This window comes from Arcticibacter tournemirensis (assembly GCF_006716645.1).
In the GTDB taxonomy this organism is placed as follows: Bacteria; Bacteroidota; Bacteroidia; order Sphingobacteriales; family Sphingobacteriaceae; genus Arcticibacter; species Arcticibacter tournemirensis.
This window is the reverse complement of the sequence record NZ_VFPL01000001.1, coordinates 3380618-3400535: the sequence shown is the minus strand read 5'-3', so window position 1 is coordinate 3400535 and position 19918 is coordinate 3380618. Positions and strand designations below refer to the sequence as shown.

15 protein-coding genes are annotated in these 19918 nt (G+C 42.4%); 8 read left to right on the top strand and 7 right to left on the bottom strand.

The window, feature by feature from the left end:
• Nucleotides 1–132: 132 nt before the first annotated feature.
• Together yidC and BDE36_RS14310 are read right to left on the bottom strand one after the other, a co-directional pair.
• On the bottom strand, nucleotides 133–1977 hold the full coding sequence (gene yidC / locus BDE36_RS14315) for a membrane protein insertase YidC (RefSeq protein WP_128767506.1): 1845 nt from the start codon (nucleotides 1975–1977) through the stop codon (nucleotides 133–135).
• A gap of 27 nt (nucleotides 1978–2004) precedes the next feature.
• Complete coding sequence (locus BDE36_RS14310; RefSeq protein WP_141815419.1) at nucleotides 2005–3615, bottom strand: CTP synthase; 1611 nt, start codon at nucleotides 3613–3615, stop codon at nucleotides 2005–2007.
• Nucleotides 3616–4081: 466 nt separating this feature from the next.
• On the opposite strand from BDE36_RS14310, the gene BDE36_RS14305 reads away from it, so the two are divergent.
• The 4 genes from BDE36_RS14305 to BDE36_RS14290 all read left to right on the top strand — a co-directional run bounded on the left by BDE36_RS14305 (nucleotide 4082) and on the right by BDE36_RS14290 (nucleotide 9438).
• On the top strand, nucleotides 4082–5320 hold the full coding sequence (locus BDE36_RS14305) for a M16 family metallopeptidase (RefSeq protein ID WP_141815418.1): 1239 nt from the start codon (nucleotides 4082–4084) through the stop codon (nucleotides 5318–5320).
• On the top strand, nucleotides 5317–6591 hold the full coding sequence (locus BDE36_RS14300; RefSeq protein WP_141815417.1) for a M16 family metallopeptidase: 1275 nt from the start codon (nucleotides 5317–5319) through the stop codon (nucleotides 6589–6591). Before BDE36_RS14305 ends, BDE36_RS14300 begins: the two co-directional genes overlap by 4 nt.
• A gap of 19 nt (nucleotides 6592–6610) precedes the next feature.
• Entirely contained in the window at nucleotides 6611–8140 is a 1530-nt protein-coding gene (gene guaA / locus BDE36_RS14295) for a glutamine-hydrolyzing GMP synthase (protein WP_141815416.1), read from the top strand.
• Between the two features lie 110 nt (nucleotides 8141–8250).
• On the top strand, nucleotides 8251–9438 hold the full coding sequence (locus BDE36_RS14290; protein ID WP_141815415.1) for an RsmB/NOP family class I SAM-dependent RNA methyltransferase: 1188 nt from the start codon (nucleotides 8251–8253) through the stop codon (nucleotides 9436–9438).
• A gap of 145 nt (nucleotides 9439–9583) precedes the next feature.
• Here the strand turns inward: BDE36_RS14290 and BDE36_RS14285 are convergent, their stop codons facing one another.
• The 5 genes from BDE36_RS14285 to cmoA form a co-directional block, all read right to left on the bottom strand.
• Entirely contained in the window at nucleotides 9584–10162 is a 579-nt protein-coding gene (locus BDE36_RS14285; RefSeq protein WP_128767500.1) for a MarC family protein, read from the bottom strand.
• Between the two features lie 40 nt (nucleotides 10163–10202).
• The gene (locus tag BDE36_RS14280; RefSeq protein WP_141815414.1) at nucleotides 10203–11666 is read right to left on the bottom strand and encodes an amino acid permease; all 1464 of its coding nucleotides are present in this window, start codon (nucleotides 11664–11666) and stop codon (nucleotides 10203–10205) included.
• Between the two features lie 219 nt (nucleotides 11667–11885).
• Nucleotides 11886–14129 (bottom strand): sodium-translocating pyrophosphatase, encoded by a 2244-nt coding sequence (locus BDE36_RS14275; RefSeq protein ID WP_128767498.1) that lies wholly within the window; start codon nucleotides 14127–14129, stop codon nucleotides 11886–11888.
• A gap of 153 nt (nucleotides 14130–14282) precedes the next feature.
• Nucleotides 14283–15005 (bottom strand): methyltransferase family protein, encoded by a 723-nt coding sequence (locus BDE36_RS14270; RefSeq protein WP_141815413.1) that lies wholly within the window; start codon nucleotides 15003–15005, stop codon nucleotides 14283–14285.
• 1 nt (nucleotide 15006) lies between these two features.
• Complete coding sequence (cmoA, locus tag BDE36_RS14265; protein WP_141815412.1) at nucleotides 15007–15774, bottom strand: carboxy-S-adenosyl-L-methionine synthase CmoA; 768 nt, start codon at nucleotides 15772–15774, stop codon at nucleotides 15007–15009.
• Nucleotides 15775–16032: 258 nt separating this feature from the next.
• Between cmoA and BDE36_RS14260 the strand changes: the two genes are divergently transcribed.
• The 4 genes from BDE36_RS14260 (at nucleotide 16033) to BDE36_RS14250 (ending at nucleotide 19913) form a co-directional block, all read left to right on the top strand.
• Nucleotides 16033–16905: a carbon-nitrogen hydrolase gene (locus BDE36_RS14260; RefSeq protein ID WP_141815411.1), complete on the top strand. Its 873-nt coding sequence runs from the start codon at nucleotides 16033–16035 to the stop codon at nucleotides 16903–16905.
• 7 nt (nucleotides 16906–16912) lie between these two features.
• Nucleotides 16913–17965: an agmatine deiminase family protein gene (locus BDE36_RS14255; protein ID WP_141815410.1), complete on the top strand. Its 1053-nt coding sequence runs from the start codon at nucleotides 16913–16915 to the stop codon at nucleotides 17963–17965.
• 97 nt (nucleotides 17966–18062) lie between these two features.
• Complete coding sequence (locus BDE36_RS24275; RefSeq protein ID WP_262708537.1) at nucleotides 18063–18194, top strand: hypothetical protein; 132 nt, start codon at nucleotides 18063–18065, stop codon at nucleotides 18192–18194.
• A gap of 267 nt (nucleotides 18195–18461) precedes the next feature.
• Nucleotides 18462–19913, top strand: a complete 1452-nt coding sequence (locus BDE36_RS14250) for an SDR family oxidoreductase (RefSeq protein WP_141815409.1) — start codon at nucleotides 18462–18464, stop codon at nucleotides 19911–19913.
• Nucleotides 19914–19918 lie beyond the last annotated feature (5 nt).

Here is a 19918-nt window from a genome sequence, read left to right as displayed (position 1 = left end):
CTCAATTAACTCTTTTAACAAGCCAGGTGTGGATCTGTTGATGAAGGGTTTATCTGGTGAAGGAGTTACGTAAACGGGATGATTTTAAGAATAACAACTGAAAGCAGTCTGCTTTCAGTTGTTAAACCTGTTTTATTTTTTCTTAGGTTGTTCCTTTGCCTTAGCTTGTTGCTGACGCATATAGTCGTCCATGCGTTGCTGGAACTTTGATTTCTTCTTTTCGGTAGTTGGCTTCTTTTTATTCTCCTGAATACGGGCGTGAATCTTATCATCATTCACCCACTGCCGTATAATCATTTGCTGTACAAACGTTAATAAGTTAGCGAGGAAATAATAGTAATTTAAACCTGCAGGGTAGCTGTTCAACACACCAAGGAAAATTACCGGTGTGATATAACCTATATATTTCATCTGGCCTGTTGCACCGGACGTCTGATTATTGAAGTAGGTGATTACCAGAGTTGAAAGGGTCATCAGTAAACACATTAAGCTAATGTGGTCAACGTTGATCAACGGTATTTTGGCAAAGTTGATTACCGAGTCGTATGTCGACAAATCCTTCATCCACAAAAAGCTTTCCTGCCTTAGCTCAAAGAGGTTGGGGAAGAAAAAGAAGAAGGCCATTACTATTGGCAGCTGTAATACCATCGGGATACAACCACCAAGGGGATTTACTCCTGCTTTCTTATAGAGCTTAAGGTATTCCTGCTGGAGCAATGTTGCGTTGTCTTCGCCAACTTTCGCTTTTATTTCATCCATCTCGGGCTTTAGCACACGCATCTTGGCCATAGACAGGTAAGATTTATACGTTAGCGGAGTAAGAACAAGCTTTAAGATGATAGTCAAAACGAGGATGATTAAACCATATCCCCATCCAAGCGCCTCCAGACCATTGAAAAGCGGAATTACAGCAACCCTGTTGATCCATTTCAGCGGGCCCCATCCCAGGTCAATCTGACGTTCAAGGTCATATCCCTGAGACTTTAAAGTAGTAAAGCGGTTTGGTCCGAAATAAAACTCAAGAGGATACGTGTTCACATCCTGTTTAGGGGCTGCGAGCTGCATACTGGCTGCAAACGATTTTACAATACCAGGGGCAGAGGATGTGGTAACAGAAAGCGTTCCTTTATCAAATCCGTTCCTGGCAATCAGCACATTGGAAAAGAAGTGTTGTTTAAAGGAGATCCATTTGATCTTACCGTCTTCGCCAAGATCTTTTTTCTCATCTTTGGTAGTACCAATATGATCAACTTCGTTTTCGGCGTGGTTAAAATAGGCGCCTGAATAGCGGTGTTCACTATTAAGGTCTTTTTCTTTCTGTCTTAAAGTCGCTTCCCAGTTTAGAGAGAGAGGCTGAGTAGGTGAAATCACCTTCTGCAGTCCTTTGGTAACAATAGTGAGATCTACCTTATAACTACCGCCCTTTAAAGAGTAAATATAATCGATATACTGTTCCGGTGAATAATTTAAGCGCATGGTAACCGCTCCTGAATCCTTGCTGCTTACAGTCAACTGGCTGGCGGAAGGAATGAAGTAAAGGTTTTTTGTACTGATAACGGCATTACCTGCATTAAATACCAATCCAAAATTACTTTCTTCTTCGTTAAAAAGAATTACAGGTTTCTTATCATAGGTTTTATATTCCTTTAATTCTACCGATGCAATTCTGCCTCCTTTGGTGCTAAGATTAACTTTCAGGTGTTCGTTCTGAAGAACTACCGTTGATGCTGTGCCCTGATTGGCTGGGCCGAAAGGCCCGCCCAACACTGCAGAATCAACAGTGGGTGTAGTATCCTTTTTGACCGGCGACGCATTAGCAGCAATAGCCGCTGTATCTTTTGTTGTTTTTGAACGGGCTATAGAATCTTGTACTATTCTCTCTCTCTTGATCTCTTCTTCCGAAGGCTTAGTAAGATACGTAAACCCAATAAGAATAATTAAGATTAAAAATAGCCCTGTGAACGTGTTTCTATCCATTATTTGCTGATATCCTCTTTCTAAATATTATTTTTTTCTGGCAAATGCCAAAGAAGCGGCGACAAAGTTAACAAAAAGTGGGTGAGGATTAGCAACCGTTGATTTTAATTCCGGATGAAATTGCGCAGCCAGAAAAAAATTGTGATGTTTTAACTCCATAATTTCTACAAGATTGTTATCGGGGTTAATACCCGATGCGATCATTCCTGCATCTTCATACTGTTTCAGATATTCGTTGTTAAATTCGAAGCGGTGGCGGTGGCGCTCAGATATCTGTGGCTTACCATATACCAGCGCAGCTTTAGTTCCTTTTTTAAGGTCGCAGGTATAAGCGCCAAGGCGCATTGTTCCTCCTTTATTTTTTATCTTTTTCTGCTCTTCCATCATGGATATAACCGGGTAGGGGGTATTTTCATCCATTTCAGTACTATGAGCGCCGGTAAGGCCAAGTACGTTTCTGGCAAATTCAATCACTGCACACTGCATTCCAAGACAAATTCCAAAGAATGGAATATTGTTCTCTCTCACGTACTTTATCGCTGTGATTTTACCTTCGATCCCACGGTTTCCGAATCCAGGGGCAACCAAAACTCCGTGCATCCCTTCCAGCCGCTCCTCAACATTTTCGTCTGTAATACTTTCAGAATGCACACATACAACCTTTACCTTACACTCGTTGCTCGCACCTGCATGAATAAATGCTTCATTGATAGATTTATAAGCATCGGGCAGCTCCACGTATTTACCCACAAGTCCGATGCGGATCTCGGATGTCGGGTTCTTCAGGTGTCCTAAAAAGTTCTTCCAGTTTTCAAGGTTCGGCTCATTTTTATGGGATAGCTTCAGCTTGGCAAGAACAGTCTTATCAAGCTGCTCTTTGAGCATTAGAAGAGGTACATCGTAAATAGTTGAAGCATCGATTGATTCGACAACTGCGTTAATATTGACGTTACAGAATAAAGCAATTTTACGTCTCAGATCAGCAGACAGATGGTGTTCTGTACGGCAGACAAGTATATCCGGTTGTATACCGTATTCCAGTAACATCTTTACAGAGTGCTGAGTTGGTTTGGTCTTCAGTTCGCCAGCGGCTGCAAGAAAAGGAATTAATGTAAGATGAATAACCAGGGAATTATTTGCACCGGTTTCCCATCTGAACTGCCTTACAGCCTCGATATAAGGCAACGACTCAATGTCGCCTACCGTACCACCGAGCTCAGTGATCACGATGTCGTACTGTCCGTTCTCACCCAGGATCCTAATATTACGTTTGATCTCATCCGTAATATGCGGTACAACCTGTACCGTTTTCCCAAGATAAGCGCCTTCCCGCTCTTTGTTGATAACATTCTGGTAGATCCTGCCGGTGGTAATATTGTTCGCCTGCGATGTGGGAACGTTTAAAAAACGTTCGTAATGACCAAGGTCAAGGTCGGTCTCCGCTCCGTCTTCCGTAACATAACATTCACCGTGTTCATAGGGATTAAGTGTTCCCGGATCAATATTGATATAGGGATCAAACTTTTGAATTGTAACACGATAGCCGCGTGCCTGTAAAAGTTTAGCTAATGAAGCAGAAATTATGCCTTTTCCTAACGACGAAGTTACGCCGCCCGTAACAAAAATATATTTGGTCATGATTATTGATGGGTTTTCATGAAATACCTGCTTTTTATCGCAGGCCGATCATGCTTTTGTACGGGTTACAAAGTTATGTAAAAAAGCTCAAAGCCGAAAGGTAAAAGCAGAAAGCAGTCGAAATAGATATTAACATTCATCATTCGTTGTTAGTTAACTATTAGCTGTCAGGCGTTTGTTATCAGGCATTAGCTATTAGCCTCAGCTATCTGCCATTAGCTATTGGTTACTGAGAATGCTGTTAATATTATTATATCCTATTGCTGATGTGTTATCTCAATCTTCGCTTTCAATCTGAACTTTCAACCTTCAACTTTTTTGTTTCTGCTTTAAAAGGACCTTGAACCCTCAACCTTGAACATTCAACTTTTTTACCTTAACCTTTCCTCTCAACTTTCCACTTTCAATTTTCAGGCTTTCTGCGTAAAACAATTACCTTTGCCGCTTACATCGAAACAGTCCCTGAATGGTAACATTTAACAGAATAACTTTAAGCAATGGACTAAGAGTTCTTGTTCACGAAGATCATACTACGCCGATGGCGGTAGTGAACATATTATACAATGTAGGAGCGAGAGATGAGGATCCGGAAAAAACAGGTTTTGCTCATCTTTTTGAACACCTTATGTTTGGTGGATCGGTAAACATTCCTTCATATGACGAGCCGTTACAACGTGTTGGCGGCGAGAACAATGCCTTCACAAGCAACGATATTACAAACTATTATATTACACTTCCGGCTTCTAACCTCGAAACAGCATTTTGGCTGGAAAGCGACAGGATGTTAAGCCTGGCCTTCTCCGAAAAAAGCCTTGAAGTGCAACGTAATGTAGTAGCCGAAGAGTTTAAACAACGCTATCTCAACCAGCCCTATGGAGATGTTTGGTTAAAACTGCGGCCCCTCGCTTATAAGGTACATCCTTACCGTTGGGCCACCATTGGTAAAGAATTATCACATATAGAAAACGCTTCTATTGAGGATGTTAAAGCATTCTTTACTAAGCACTATAACCCTTCCAATGCGATTATGGTGGTTGGAGGCGACGTGTCGACTGAAGAGGTTATCAAGCTCGCTGAAAAATGGTTTGGATCTATTCCATCGGGCGAAACTCAAGTCCGAAGCCTTCCTGCAGAACCACAGCAGCGTGAAGAACGGCGTGAAACCGTATATGCCGATGTTCCTCTGAATGCTATATATATCGCTTTCCATATTCCCGGACGAACCGATCAGGGCTATTACGAATCAGAATTATTATCAGATATCCTTTCTCAGGGCAACTCATCCCGCCTTCATGTAAATCTTATAAAAGATAAAAAGCTTTTCAGTGACATTAATGCCTATGTTACCGGAAGTCATGATCCCGGATTATTTGTAGTCGAAGGGAAACCCCTGCAGGGAGTGACGATTGAAGATGCAGAGAGAGCAATATGGGATGAGCTTGAAATGCTCAGAACAGAGCTAGTGAAGGATCACGAACTGATAAAGGTTAAGAATAAGGTTGAATCAACAATGGTTTTTTCTGAGATGAACCTTCTTGACAAAGCAATGAACCTGGCATTCTTCGAGTTGTTCGGCAACGCAGAAGATTTGAATAAGGAGACCGAAAGATACTTCCGTATAAGTGCGGAACAGCTGAAAAAACGTGCGGAGTCTGTGTTTACTAAAGAAAATTCGTCTACACTACTATATCTGGCAAATAAATGATTGAAAGAACTACAGCGCCTGCATTTAAGCAGGTTGAAAAGATAAATATAATTAAAGCAGCGCCGGTTACTCTGAACAATGGCATACAGTTGTACGTGATTAACGCCGGCGAACAGGAGCTCGTAAGGGTAGAACTGATCTTTAATAATGTAAACTGGAATATTAGTAAACCCCTTCAGGCTTATGCAGTGAATGCAATGCTTGTTGAAGGTACAAGCACCTTAACAGCTTATCAGATTGCCGAAAGGGTTGATTATTACGGTGCTTTTCTTCAAACGGACTACAACTATGATATTTCATCTGTAACACTCTATTCACTGAGTAAACATCTTGATAGTGTCCTTCCAATTGTTAAAGATATTGTTACAGATGCAGTGTTTCCTGAAGACGACCTTGAAACTTTTAAAAGGAACCAGAAGCAAAAGCTGATGGTAAATCTGGAGAAGAACGATTTTCAGAGCCGTCGTATTTTTAATAATATGCTTTTCGGCAACTCTCTTTATGGATATAGCACCCAGGCAGAGGATTACGACAGACTTGGACGCGATGAGTTAATTGAGTATTTTCATCAGGCTTATCAACCGGAGAATTGCAGTATCATAGTGTCGGGAAAGGTAGATTCGGGGGTGATAGAACTGCTTAATAAGTATTTTGGACATAATTGGGACACAAGTTTAAAGGTCTCTCATAACGTGTTTTCTTTCCCTGTGCAAGAAGCCTCTTTGCGTTATCTCGAAAAGCCGGAAGCCCTGCAATCAGCTATCCGGATAGGTAAGGTTTCTGTTAATCGGAGCCATCCTGATTTTCCTGCTCTTCAGGTGCTGAACACCGTTTTGGGCGGTTATTTTGGCTCCAGGTTGATGTCTAATATCCGCGAGGATAAAGGGTACACTTATGGTATCGGCTCGGCTGTAGTATCGCTTGTCAACAGTGGGTATTTTTTTATAGCCTCTGAGGTTGGAGCTGATGTATGTGCGGCCACGTTGGTTGAAATAGAGAAAGAAGTTAACCTGTTAAAGACTGATTTGATTCCTGCCGAAGAACTTGATCTTGTTAAAAATTATATGCTTGGCTCTTTTCTGGGGAGCCTGGAGAATGCGTTTTCTCATGCTGATAAATTTAAAAACATCTGGTTTTCGGGGCTTGAATATGACTATTACGACAGGTATATTAAAACAGTAAAGGAGATTAATTCAGAAACTTTGCTTGAATTGGCAAGGTTTTATCTCGATTTTGATTCATTTAACAAGGTAATTGTAGGAAAAAAATAAATTTTCAGTAGCTTCGCCCATGCAAGAGAAAATTATCATTCTTGATTTCGGTTCGCAATATACTCAGCTTATAGCCCGCAGAGTTAGAGAACTAAACGTTTATTGTGAAATACATCCATTTAATCACCTTCCAGAGTTTGATGAAAGTGTAAAAGGAATTATTCTTTCGGGTAGTCCTTATTCTGTTCGTCAGGATGATGCACCTCAGGTTGAATTATCGCAGTTCCACAATCAATATCCGGTACTAGGTGTATGTTACGGCGCGCAATACTTTGCCCATTATTCAGGGGGAGAAGTTATACCGTCGACTATCAGAGAATATGGAAGGGCAAACCTTCAATATATAGATGATAGCCACGCGCTCTTAAAGAATATACCTGAAGGATCTCAGGTTTGGATGTCGCATGGCGACACTATTTCGTCTATCCCTGACGACTTCGAGGTTATCGCCAGCACCGATACCGTGAGAGTTGCAGCATACCATATAAAAGAGTCGAAAACCTATGGCATACAGTTTCATCCTGAGGTAACACACAGCAGCGATGGTAAACAGTTGCTGGAGAATTTCCTGGTTGACATTTGCGGATGTTCACAGGACTGGACTCCAGATTCGTTCGTTGAAAGTACAATCGCATCGCTACGTGAGAAAATTGGAACTGATAAGGTGGTATTGGGCTTGTCAGGCGGCGTAGATTCGTCGGTAGCAGCGGTGCTTCTGCATAAGGCCATTGGTCCTAATCTGCATTGTATCTTTGTTGATAATGGTCTTCTCCGAAAGGACGAGTTTGAACAGGTGCTTGATTCTTATCAGCACATGGGACTTAATGTAAGAGGAATTAATGCCCGGGACCGCTTCATTAGTCAACTTACCGGAATAAAAGAGCCGGAGCAGAAAAGAAAGATAATCGGCCGCGTATTTATTGAAGTATTTGATGATGCCGCACATGAAGTTCAGGATGTAAAATGGCTGGGTCAAGGCACGATTTATCCTGATGTCATCGAGTCGGTATCCGTTAAAGGTCCTTCAGCGACGATCAAATCGCATCATAATGTGGGTGGTTTGCCCGATTTTATGAAACTGAAAGTGATTGAACCGCTTAACACGCTTTTTAAAGACGAAGTGCGGAAAGTTGGCAGAGCATTGGGCATAGATGATATTATTCTTAGTCGTCATCCATTCCCCGGTCCCGGTCTTGCAATTCGTATCTTAGGAGAAATCACCGCAGAAAAAGTTGCAATCCTGCAAGAGGCAGATGCCATATATATAAACAACTTAAAGACCTCCGGCTGGTACGATAAAGTATGGCAGGCAGGAGCAATTTTTCTCCCGGTTCAGTCTGTAGGGGTAATGGGTGATGAACGTACCTACGAAAATGTGATTTGTCTTCGCGCAGTAGGCTCTGTTGATGGAATGACAGCAGACTGGAGTCATCTTCCTTACGAGTTGCTTGCAAAGATCTCTAATGAGATCATTAATAATGTGAAGGGAATAAATAGAGTCGTATACGATATCAGCTCCAAGCCACCTGCTACCATAGAATGGGAATAGTTTGACCATGGACAGGTGACAATTGACAGTGGACAGTGGACAGTGAACAGTGAACAGGGGACAATGGACAATTGAGAATGGACAATATCTAGATAGAGCGCTTTTAAATTTTGACAACGTCGAATACGAAATATCATAATCAGCTGCGTACCTTTCTAAGGATATTGAATGAATATCCTCAGGATGGGCAGCTTTCGCGTTTTCTTCCGGTGTTTTTTCGTGCAAACCGTCAAATGGGTTCGGGCGACAGGCGAACTGCCAGCCGCCTGATGTATAATTACTTCAGGTTGGGAAAGGCGAGCGCTTCGTTGTCTCCTGAAGAGAGGCTCTTTATCGCCGAATTTCTTTGCAACAGCCATTCTGATCCGTTCCTTGAGAACTTCCGTCCCGATTTGAACAGCTATGCCACGCTGTCAATTGAAGAAAAAATAAAGTTGCTTGAGGCGGGCGACTATGATTTTAGACTTGAAGATGTTTTCCCATTTCATAAACATCTATCGAGCGAAATAGAACAGCCGGGATTCCTTCGTTCTTTTTTTATCCAGCCCGATCTTTTTATAAGAATACATCCTGGAAGAGAGACCTTCGTGAAGTCAAGACTTCGGCAGGAAGCCATTTCGTTTACAGAATACAGCGACCAAACACTTGCTTTACCAAATGGCACAAAGCTGGATCAGTTGTTTTCTTCGGGAAAGGGAGGTCCAGAGGGGATTGAAGTACAGGATCTGTCTTCGCAGGAAGCAGGATCGCTATTCAAACCGAACAAATACGAACACTGGTGGGATTGTTGTGCCGCCTCAGGAGGAAAATCACTTTATCTGTTCCATCAGCAGCCGGATATTAAACTGCTCGTTTCTGACATTCGCGACAATATCCTGGAAAATCTTGATGAGCGTTTTCGTGCTGCCGGCGTTGGTAAGTATCAGAAAAAAATACTCGATCTTACCAAAGACCCTCAGCCTTTCCTCCACGGTTACTCATTTGACGGGATTATACTTGATGCCCCCTGCAGTGGCTCGGGTACCTGGGGACGCAGTCCTGAATTGATTAGTCAGTTTAAAGAATCACGCATCGAAGTATTTCAACGACTGCAGCGTTCAATAGCAGCGAACGTAATAAAATATTTAAAACCAGGCAAGCCACTCATCTATATCACATGCTCTGTATTTAAAGAAGAGAATGAGGATAATGTCGACTTTCTTGTTAAAAATTATAACCTGCAACTAGAAGAACAAAAGACAATCAAAGGCTACGGCAGAAAAGCGGACACTATGTTTGCGGCGCGACTCTGTGTTTAGTATCAAGTATTTAGTATCAAGTATCAAGATGGGGTTCTGTTAGTGTTTTACGTTTAGCATCACCTCTTGATACTTGATACCAGTTACCTGATACTGAGAATCGCATAACGTCTTGATACCTGATACTAAATACTTGATACTATATTTATATCCCGGTATTGGTTCTGAACAGTTTAATGGCAATAGCCAAGAGAATCACACCAAATGCTTTACGAAGTATATTTAAGCCAGATTTGCCAAGCAGTCTTTCAAGCAGGACCACATTTTTAAGGACAAAATAAACGAATACCATATTGAGCACGATGCCTACAAGGATATTCTGAGTTGCATATTCGGATTTCAGTGACAGGAGGGTAGTCATTGTTCCTGCACCTGCAATGAGCGGAAACGCAAGAGGAACAATAGAAACCGTTTCGGGTATCTCTTCTTTAAAAAAGTTGACGCCCAGGATCATCTCCATTGCAATAAAGAAAATCACAAAAGAACCGGCGATAGCAAAAGAAGCCACGTCCAGTCCGATGATATTTAGCAGTTGCGTTCCGAGAAACAGAAAAAGGATCATCAGGAACAATGAAACGATAGTAGCCTTTTCAGATTGAATATGGCCGGCCTTCTTCCTCAATTCAATCACCACCGGAATGGACCCGATTATATCAATGATTGCAAACAGAATCATTGTAACCGAAAGAATCTGTTTGTGATCAAATACGAGGTAATCTTTCATGGAGCGGTCTTTTTACTAAAGCCGCAAAGATAAGAAAAATCTAATCTACTATTTTTTCATTTATAACCTCACGTACTTTACTGTGCTTTCTGCCGTATGAGAAGTAAATAATAACACCTAAGCTCATCCAGACAAATAAACGCACCCAGCTTTCTGTGGGTAAAGAATACATCAGATACATACATACGATCACGCCCAGCATAGGGATTAAAGGGACTAGCGGCGTTTTAAACGGCCGTATAGCATGAGGTAATTTTTTGCGCATTACTATTACACCAATACATACCAGAACGAATGCGAAGAGAGTTCCAATGCTAACCATGTGACCCAAATCAGAGACCGGAACAAAACCGGCAAAAATGCTTACAAAAAGCATGAAGAAGACATTGGTTTTCCAGGGGGTAGCAAACTTAGAATGGATGGAGCTGAAGAACTTCGGTAGCAACCCATCTTTAGACATCGTATAAAATACGCGCGACTGTCCCATGAGCATTACAAGGATAACAGAGGTGTAACCTGCCAGGATCGCAATGATCAGCGCATCCTGCAGAAAGCTATAACCGGTTTGAGCAAAAGCCGTAGCTGCTGGTTTAGCATCGCCTGCAAAATCTTTATAATTTACAAGACCTGTCATCACATGAGCAAACAGTACATATAAAACAGTACAAACAACGAGGGAACCCAATATCCCGATGGGCATACTCTTCTTAGGGTCTTTAGCTTCCTGAGCGGCGGTCGACACTGCATCAAAGCCGATGAAAGCAAAAAACACAACGGCAGCACCTGTTGAGATACCCGTCCATCCAAAGTTTTCAAATTTTCCAGTGTTAGCCGGTATATAAGGATCGTAATTAGCAGGATTTATATGACTCCATCCCAGAGTAATAAAGATAAGTACTACAGCTACCTTTACGACGACCAGGACATTATTCATCGTTGCCGACTCTTTAGTCCCGCGCATCAGAACGAGCGATAGCAGCATTACAATGAAAATTGCAGGAAGATTAATAAAACCGCCCTCGATAACAGTACCATCGCCTAACTTCACAGTCTCCCAGGGAGACACCGCCAGCTGGTGGGGAAGAGATAGATTGTATTTATGTAAAAACTCAAGTAAGTATCTCGACCAGCTTACCGAAACTGTTGCAGCGCCTAAAGCATACTCAAGCACAAGGTCCCAGCCAATTATCCAGGCCATAAACTCTCCCATGGTAGCATATGAATAGGTATAGGCACTTCCTGCCACCGGAATCATGGACGCAAATTCAGCATAACAAAGTCCCGCAAAAGCGCATGCCACTGCAGCAAGAACAAACGAAATAGTTACGGCCGGGCCAGCATTTTCAGCAGCCGCTATTCCTGTAAGGGAAAACAAACCAGCTCCAATAATTGCACCGATACCCAGAGCGACCAGATTGAAGCTAGTGAGCGATCTCTTTAAGTGGCCCTCGCCACTTGCGCCTGCTTCAAGTAATAACTGTTCAATCGATTTCTTGTAAAACATGTAGTTTTTTTACGTTTTTAATAAAGACTTGTATTAATAATTGAAATTTCCCCAAACCTAATGCTTTTTGTATAAAAAAAAGAAGGAGATTTAACAAAATACTGATAATTTTTATTTATGAAAGAACGTAATGTGCATTCTTCTTAAAAATTAATCAATTCTTTGTTAAATCTCCAAAAAAACTAATTCGTCATACTAATTAGTTGCCGGTAAAATGATTTATTTAAAAAAGCTTAAAGTTTCTGTGCTCGTAACTCCGGCCTTTGATGTACCTGAATCAAGAGTCTTCGCAGTAGTCATCGCTTCGTGCTTTTTCTTGTTTAATCCAGCCCCGGACTCTGATGGTGGAGAAACAGCGATATGAGGAGCAATAATGAGTGAAACAATAGACATTAATTTGATCAGGATATTCATAGATGGACCTGAGGTGTCTTTAAAAGGATCGCCCACTGTGTCGCCTGTAACAGATGCTTTATGCGGATCTGAGTTCTTATAGAACATTTCACCCTTGATATCTGCACCTTTTTCAAAAGATTTCTTTGCGTTATCCCAGGCGCCACCTGCGTTAGACTGAAACATCCCTAGCAGTACCCCTGAAACGGTAACGCCAGCCAGTAAGCCTCCCAGTACTTCCGGGCCTAAGGTAAACCCTACAATAATAGGTACAATGAGTGCAATAGCGCCAGGAAGCAACATTTCGCGTATAGAAGCCTTCGTAGAAATAGCGATACACTTTTCATACTCCGGCCGTGCCTTGTATTCCATTATTCCTGGGATTTCTCTGAACTGCCTCCGTACCTCCTGTACCATATCCATAGCCGCGCGACCAACGGCAGCGATTGCCAGAGACGAAAAGATATAAGGGATCATTCCGCCGATAAATAATCCGGCTAGAACATTCGCTTTATATATATCGATCGAGTTAATTCCCGCAATGCCAACAAATGCAGCGAACAGCGCAAGAGAAGTCAACGCAGCTGAAGCGATCGCAAATCCTTTGCCTGTGGCAGCAGTTGTGTTTCCTACGGCATCGAGGTTATCTGTACGTTTACGTACTTCTTCAGGAAGTTTGCTCATTTCGGCAATTCCACCTGCGTTATCGGCTATTGGTCCGAAAGCATCAATTGCTAATTGCATGGCTGTGGTAGCCATCATACCCGCAGCGGCAATAGCCACGCCGTATAATCCGGCAAAGAAGAACGATCCATAAATTCCTAAAGCAAGTACAATCGCCGGCATAAGGGTAGATTCCATTCCAACCGAAAGTCCGCCTATAATATTTGTAGCATGTCCTGTACCTGAACGGCTGATAATTGACAATACTGGTCGTTTACCCATTGCAGTGTAATATTCGGTGATCAGGCTCATTAGAGTTCCAACGATCAATCCCACTACAATAGCATAAAAAACATCCGTTTTGTCAAAGCTCACTCCACGTATGCTCATGGTATCGGGAAGTAACCACTGTACCGCGAAATATGAAGCAATCGCTGTGAGTATGATAGACGACCAGTTACCCAGATTGAGTGCGTTCTGGACGCTGTCTGTTTCATTTTTGATTTTAACAAAACTTGTAGAAATAATCGAAAAGATCAGCCCGATACCCGCAATAAACATGGGAAGCAGAACCGGAGCAATACCTCCGAAGCTGTCGTTTGATACAATCTCCCGTCCAAGAACCATTGTCGCAAGAATTGTAGCGACATATGACCCAAAAAGGTCAGCACCCATACCTGCAACATCTCCGACGTTATCGCCAACATTATCGGCGATGGTTGCCGGGTTACGAACGTCATCCTCAGGGATACCGGCTTCAACTTTTCCTACAAGATCTGCGCCCACATCTGCAGCTTTTGTATAGATTCCACCACCCACACGAGCAAACAGTGCAATCGATTCCGCTCCGAGAGAAAAGCCAGCAAGCACCTCCAATGCCTTCTGCATTCCTGGTCCGTTTACGTGTCCGCCTACCTGTACTACATACATCTGGTAAAAGACAATGAACAATGAGCCAAGCCCCAGAACTGCAAGTCCTGCAACTCCAAGCCCCATCACGCTTCCGCCGGTAAACGAAACCTTAAGTGCTTTTGCCAGACTGGTTCGTGCCGCCTGGGTAGTGCGAACATTAGCTTTAGTGGCGATATTCATGCCGATGTATCCTGCGAGGGCAGAAGTAAAAGCGCCTATAAGAAAAGAAATGGCGATAACCCAGCTTGATGTTTCAATAAGAGTTCCCGACCATGCAAGTATAGCTGCCGTAACAATGGCAAAGTAAGAAAGTATCTTCCATTCGGCCCGGAGGAAAGCCATCGCACCGGCGGCGATATACCCTGCCAGAGTATTCATGTTCTCGTCACCTGTTTCTTGTTTAATAACCCATCGCGATTTCGACAGCATTATCACGATCCCAATCAGTCCCATAACCGGGATAAAGTAAATTAAGTTTTCGTAAAATAAATCCATTAGAGTGGTTAATTCTGTTAGTAATTGCCAAATATAGACCGGATGATGATATTATCAAATAAAAATAAAGGGAATTAAGTTTTAAAATTTTTCAGATCCGGAGTTTCTCATCGTAGATCATGGCAATTATAGTTGCTACAGAATGTGTTATGTTCACGATTCCACCATCTTACCCGACTTCTTCAGATACCTTACAAAGAGATATATTAGAGTGAGCGCGGTAAGGATTATTACTATAAGAATATTTCTCAGGTCGCTGTCGTTACGCGTAACCTCCGGATATTTTAGAAGGAGCAGCGCTATGCCCACAAGCCATACGTACTGTGTGTTATATTCCTTCAGTACCCACCGTTTAGCGTTAAAGCGCATGCTTTTAAACGTTGCTGTCAGACCCTTAAGGTTAATTAACCAGCGGTTTACCCTGCTGCAGTAAGCAATAAAGTCGCCGCCAAACTTATTTCTCAGGAAGTTTTCCTCGGCCAATACAATTGCTTGATAAATAAAAAGGAACAGCGGCATAAACACAGCTATAAACAAAAGAGAGTTGGAAAGGATGCCTACTCCTAACAACATCAGAATATTACCCACATAGAGCGGGTTACGGCAATGGTTAAAAATGCCTTCAGTTACCAGTTTATCTGCATAAACCTTCTTGTCGCGACCGCCGCGGACAATATAAGCAAGGCCGATAGTGAGCCCCCTGATAAGCTGTCCCAGTACTGTTATAATTAAACCCAGAGAAATCGGCCAGACATAGTAATTGGTGCCGAGAAGATCGGGGCTGAATACTTTGTCTGAAGGAATAAACAACGCCAGATAAAGAAAAACGAAGAGAAGGTTCCGGTACTTGAAAAAGAAGTTGCCTATAGCAATCATATTAGTTTTTTATAGCGATTACACCCGAAAAATTATACCATTTGAAAAACACCTCGCAGTGTGAGAAACCGGCTTCGCGTAGCATGAGGATATTCTCACTCAGCTTATAGGGTATCAGTACATTCTCTAAGGCTTCTCTCTTCTGCGAAATCTCCATTTCACTATAGTGATTGCGCCGTTTCAAATCATAGTAATATTTAATGAAGTTGCGGTTAAAGAGGCTCTCTTCAGCAAGGATCTTTTCTATCAGTATCAATACTCCCCCCGGAGCAAGACCGTCGACTATTGTTTTCAAAACCTTTTCTCTGGCTATAGGTCGGATAAACTGCAGTGTAAGACAAAGTACCACGACCGACGCGTTCTCTATTTTAAACCCCTCATGCATATTGGCTGTAACTAGCTCGTAGGGACGCGTAAAACCGGCTTCTTTCAGTTTCTCATCGCATTTTATCAGCATCTGTTCGGCTTCATCAATCCCTATAAATTTGATATCATGGGGTATTGTGGTGTTCATGCCGATCATGGTAGTTCCAGTTGAGCAGCCGAGATCATATACATTTGTCCCCATCTGAGCGTGATCTGCCGCCAGTTCAGAGATCATTCTCTGCATTTCTCCATAAAACGGCACCGAACGGCTTACCATATCATCAAAGACCCCTGCCACTTTAGCACCGAACTTAAAATCCGATACTTTAGTTATCGTCTCTTTAAAAACCTCGTCTTTCGAGGCCTCCAATAAATTACTTTTACCTTGCTCTGTTCCCAACATTGTCTTTGAAAAGTTTAAATATAAACTTTTCAGCTTCTAAAATGTTGGTGCTCATTTTCAAAAAGTTGCGGGCCAAAGTGTCGAAAATTCTCATCCGTATATTAAAAGCTGCACGAACTGCATCGTTCGCCGCTAAAATTTTTAACTTTGCAGCTTTTTAACGAAGTCGATGTTCCTGATTAAGGACTCAGGCGATTTGAAGAATTAACAATAATTAACAAATAGAGTGCCCCTGAAACGCTAAATGTAAGACATAAAATGAAGCAGAACGTAAAAGTAGGACTTGTACAGATGAGCTGCACCGCCGCTAAGGAAGAAAACCTTGCGAAGGCAATATCCAAAGTAAGGGAGGCAGCAGAAAAAGGAGCGGAGATTGTGTGTCTTCAGGAGTTGTTTACTTCCCTGTATTTTTGTGACGTAGAAGATTACGACAATTTTCTTCTTGCAGAAAGTATCCCTGGTCCATCTACAACCTCACTTTCTGAAGTTGCCAAAGAACTGAATGTTGTAATTATCGCTTCTCTTTTTGAGAAACGTACACAGGGGCTTTATCACAATACCACTGCCGTGATTGATGCTGACGGCAGCTATCTGGGAAAATACCGGAAGATGCATATTCCAGATGATCCAGGATATTACGAAAAATTCTATTTTACCCCTGGTGACATGGGCTATAAGGTATTTAAAACACGTTATGCCACTATTGGAGTTCTCATCTGCTGGGATCAATGGTATCCCGAGGCAGCGCGCATTACTTCGCTGATGGGTGCCGAGATATTATTCTTTCCTACTGCGATCGGCTGGGCCTCTTCTCAGGATGTGGGTACCAATACTGAACAGTATAATGCATGGCAAACAATCCAGCGCAGTCATGCAGTGGCAAATGGTGTTCATGTGGTGAGTGTGAACAGGGTAGGAGACGAAGGGCCTATGAAATTCTGGGGTGGATCATTTGTAGCAAATCCCTTTGGTACAGTGCTTTATCAAGCCTCCCATCAGGATGAAGAAATTCATGTAGAGGATATTGATCTAAGTAAATCTGATCGTTATCGCACGCATTGGCCTTTCCTCCGCGATCGCCGCATTGATTCTTATGGACCGATTACCAAACGTTACATCGACGAAGACTAGCTAGGATATGAATACGGAATATGCAACTCCCAAGAGTCTGGGTTACAGTTTTCCTGCAGAGTGGGCACCACATGAAGCGACATGGCTGAGTTGGCCGCATAAAGAAGAAAGCTGGCCGGGGAAAATTGCAAGCATTTACAGCCAATACAGCCAATTCGTTAAAATGCTCAGTACCGGCGAAAAAGTACGAATCAATGTAAATGACGAGGCTATGAAACAGTCTGCCAAGTGTCATCTCGTCGAAGCGGGCGTAGATCTCAGCCAGGTAGAGTTCTTTCTGCACCCTACGAACGACGCCTGGTGCAGGGACCACGGTCCTGCTTTTCTGATCAATCCGGAAGCAGTTGATAAAAAAGTTATCGTAGATTGGGGATACAATGCCTGGGGTGACAAATATCCTCCCTACGATCTCGACGACGTAATCCCCTCGTTAATCGGTAGTCAGTTTAACATTCCTGTTTTTCATCCCGGTATCGTCATGGAAGGTGGTTCTGTTGAATTTAATGGAAAAGGCACTGTGCTTACCTCCACTTGCTGCCTTCTAAATCAGAATCGCAATCCGCAACTTAAGCAAAACCAGATTGAGAAATACCTCAGTGAGTTTTATGGCATTGACCAGGTACTGTGGGTAGACGAAGGAATTGTGGGCGATGATACTGATGGGCATATTGATGATACGATCCGCTTTGTGAATGAAGATACCGTACTTTCTGTAGTAGAAACCAATATCAACGATGATAACTATAGCTTACTGCAGCAGAACTTACAAGCATTAAGTCATATGCGTCTCCTCAGTGGTAAACAGTTGAACGTAATAGAACTGCCAATGCCTGATGCCGTGGTATACGAAGGCATGCGCCTCCCGGCGTCTTACGCCAATTTTTATATCAGCAACAGGCACGTTATTGTACCTACATATCGTTGTAAGCATGATGACAAAGCTCTGGACATCATTAGTGGCTGTTTTCCCGAAAGGCAGGTTACAGGTATTGACTCCACAGATATTATCTGGGGGCTGGGTAGTTTCCATTGTTTGAGCCAGCAGGAACCCTTGGTATAAAAAGCCTTAACGATTAATACGTTTTTTGTAAAACGAGTTCGGTATATTTGTGTTAATAAGCAAGTAGAAAGCTTAAATAGACCTAAATATAAGTACCATGAGTAAAGATAAAGGCAGCAAAAACATTAAGAAAGCGCCAAGCACAGAAGGTAAAAAATCAACCTCTGACTATCAGGCCAGCAAAAAGTCGTCTTCAAAAGACGATTCAGCAATTGGGAAAAAGAAGTAGTAAAATCTTCAACCGGGAAGGCTTATGAGGCTTTATCCCGGTTTTTTTTTATTCTGCTTTCCTGGCGGAGTGATTTTTCTAAAGCTCCTTTAACATTCGGATATTATAGTCACCTGATATCCCTCAGTGTATTACGATAGCCTTATTTCATACTTTTCCTGGGTTTCTTAACTATTATGGGTGCAACCTTTATACACTATTCTATGTATACACCGGTCTGATAAGGTGAGCTACAAAGCGACTTAATTACCGGCAATTATTCTCAAAATGAAAATTCTATTAACAGGTGCATCCGGATATATAGGGAAAAGACTTCTTCCTCTGCTCCTGGAACAAGGACATGAAGTAGTATGTTGTGTGAGAGATAAAAGACGTATCCCCTCGGAAGGAATATACAACCATCAAGGGGTGTCACTTTTCGAGGCTGACTTTCTGAAGGAGATTACAGACGTTTCACCTGTTCACGATATCGATTGTGCTTATTATCTCATTCATTCGATGAGTGCAGGCATAAAAGATTTCGAAATAATGGAAGAAATATCCGCCACTAATTTCCTTTCACTGGTTTCGAAAACGTCGGCAAAACAGATCATCTATCTTGGAGGTATTGCCAACCACACCATACTTTCCAGGCATCTTGCTTCAAGAAAGAAGGTCGAAGAAATTCTTGCTTCGGGCACTGTCCCTCTTACAGCAATAAAAGCTGGTATAATAGTTGGTTCAGGAAGCGCTTCGTTCGAAATAATTCGTGATCTGGTAGAAAAACTTCCCTTTATGATCACACCCAGATGGGTAAATACGCGAACGCATCCAATTGCTGTGAGAAATGTTCTTGAGTATCTTACGGGTGTGTTACTCAGGTCCGAAACTCTTGGCAAGTCATATGACGTAGGAGGCGCTGATGTTCTGTCGTATAAAGAAATGCTATTGCAGTATGCAGAAGTGCGGGGATTGAAAAGATTTATCCTGACTGTTCCGGTTATGACACCGCGGATTTCTTCTTACTGGCTTTACTTTGTTACCTCTACTTCCTATAAGCTGGCCGTAAACCTTGTGAACAGCATGAAAACAGAAGTGGTGGCAACCCCTAACAATCTACGGGAAATGCTGGGTATTGTCCCCTTGTCTTACCGAAAGGCTGTTCAGTTAGCTTTTCAGAAAATCGAGCAGAACGATGTTGTTTCAAGCTGGAAGGATTCGTTCATCTCAAGTTATGCCGACAGCTCCCTGTTTAAACACATCGATATCCCATCGGACGGGTGTTTTGTTGACCGAAGACTGAAGCTTATTAGTGCGAACGAGGAGCAGGTGCTCAATAATATATGGTCTATAGGGGGAAAAAGAGGTTGGTATTATGCTGATTGGCTATGGGGGCTAAGAGGTTTTATGGATAAAATTTGTGGCGGAGTGGGTCTACGTCGCGGAAGGACAAATATGCATACCATTTATAACGGGGATACGCTCGACTTCTGGAGGGTGCTTGCAGCAGACCGGCCGGAAAAGCGGCTATTGCTTTACGCAGAGATGAAACTTCCGGGAGAGGCCTGGCTCGAGTTTCGTATCATAGAGAAAGAAGGGGATAAATACCTTCAGCAAACAGCGACGTTTCGTCCCAGCGGCCTTTCGGGTAGATTATATTGGTATCTCGTATCACCATTTCATTTCTTTGTTTTTAATGGTATGGCTAATAATCTGGTTAAATATACAAGGGCGATATAACGCGT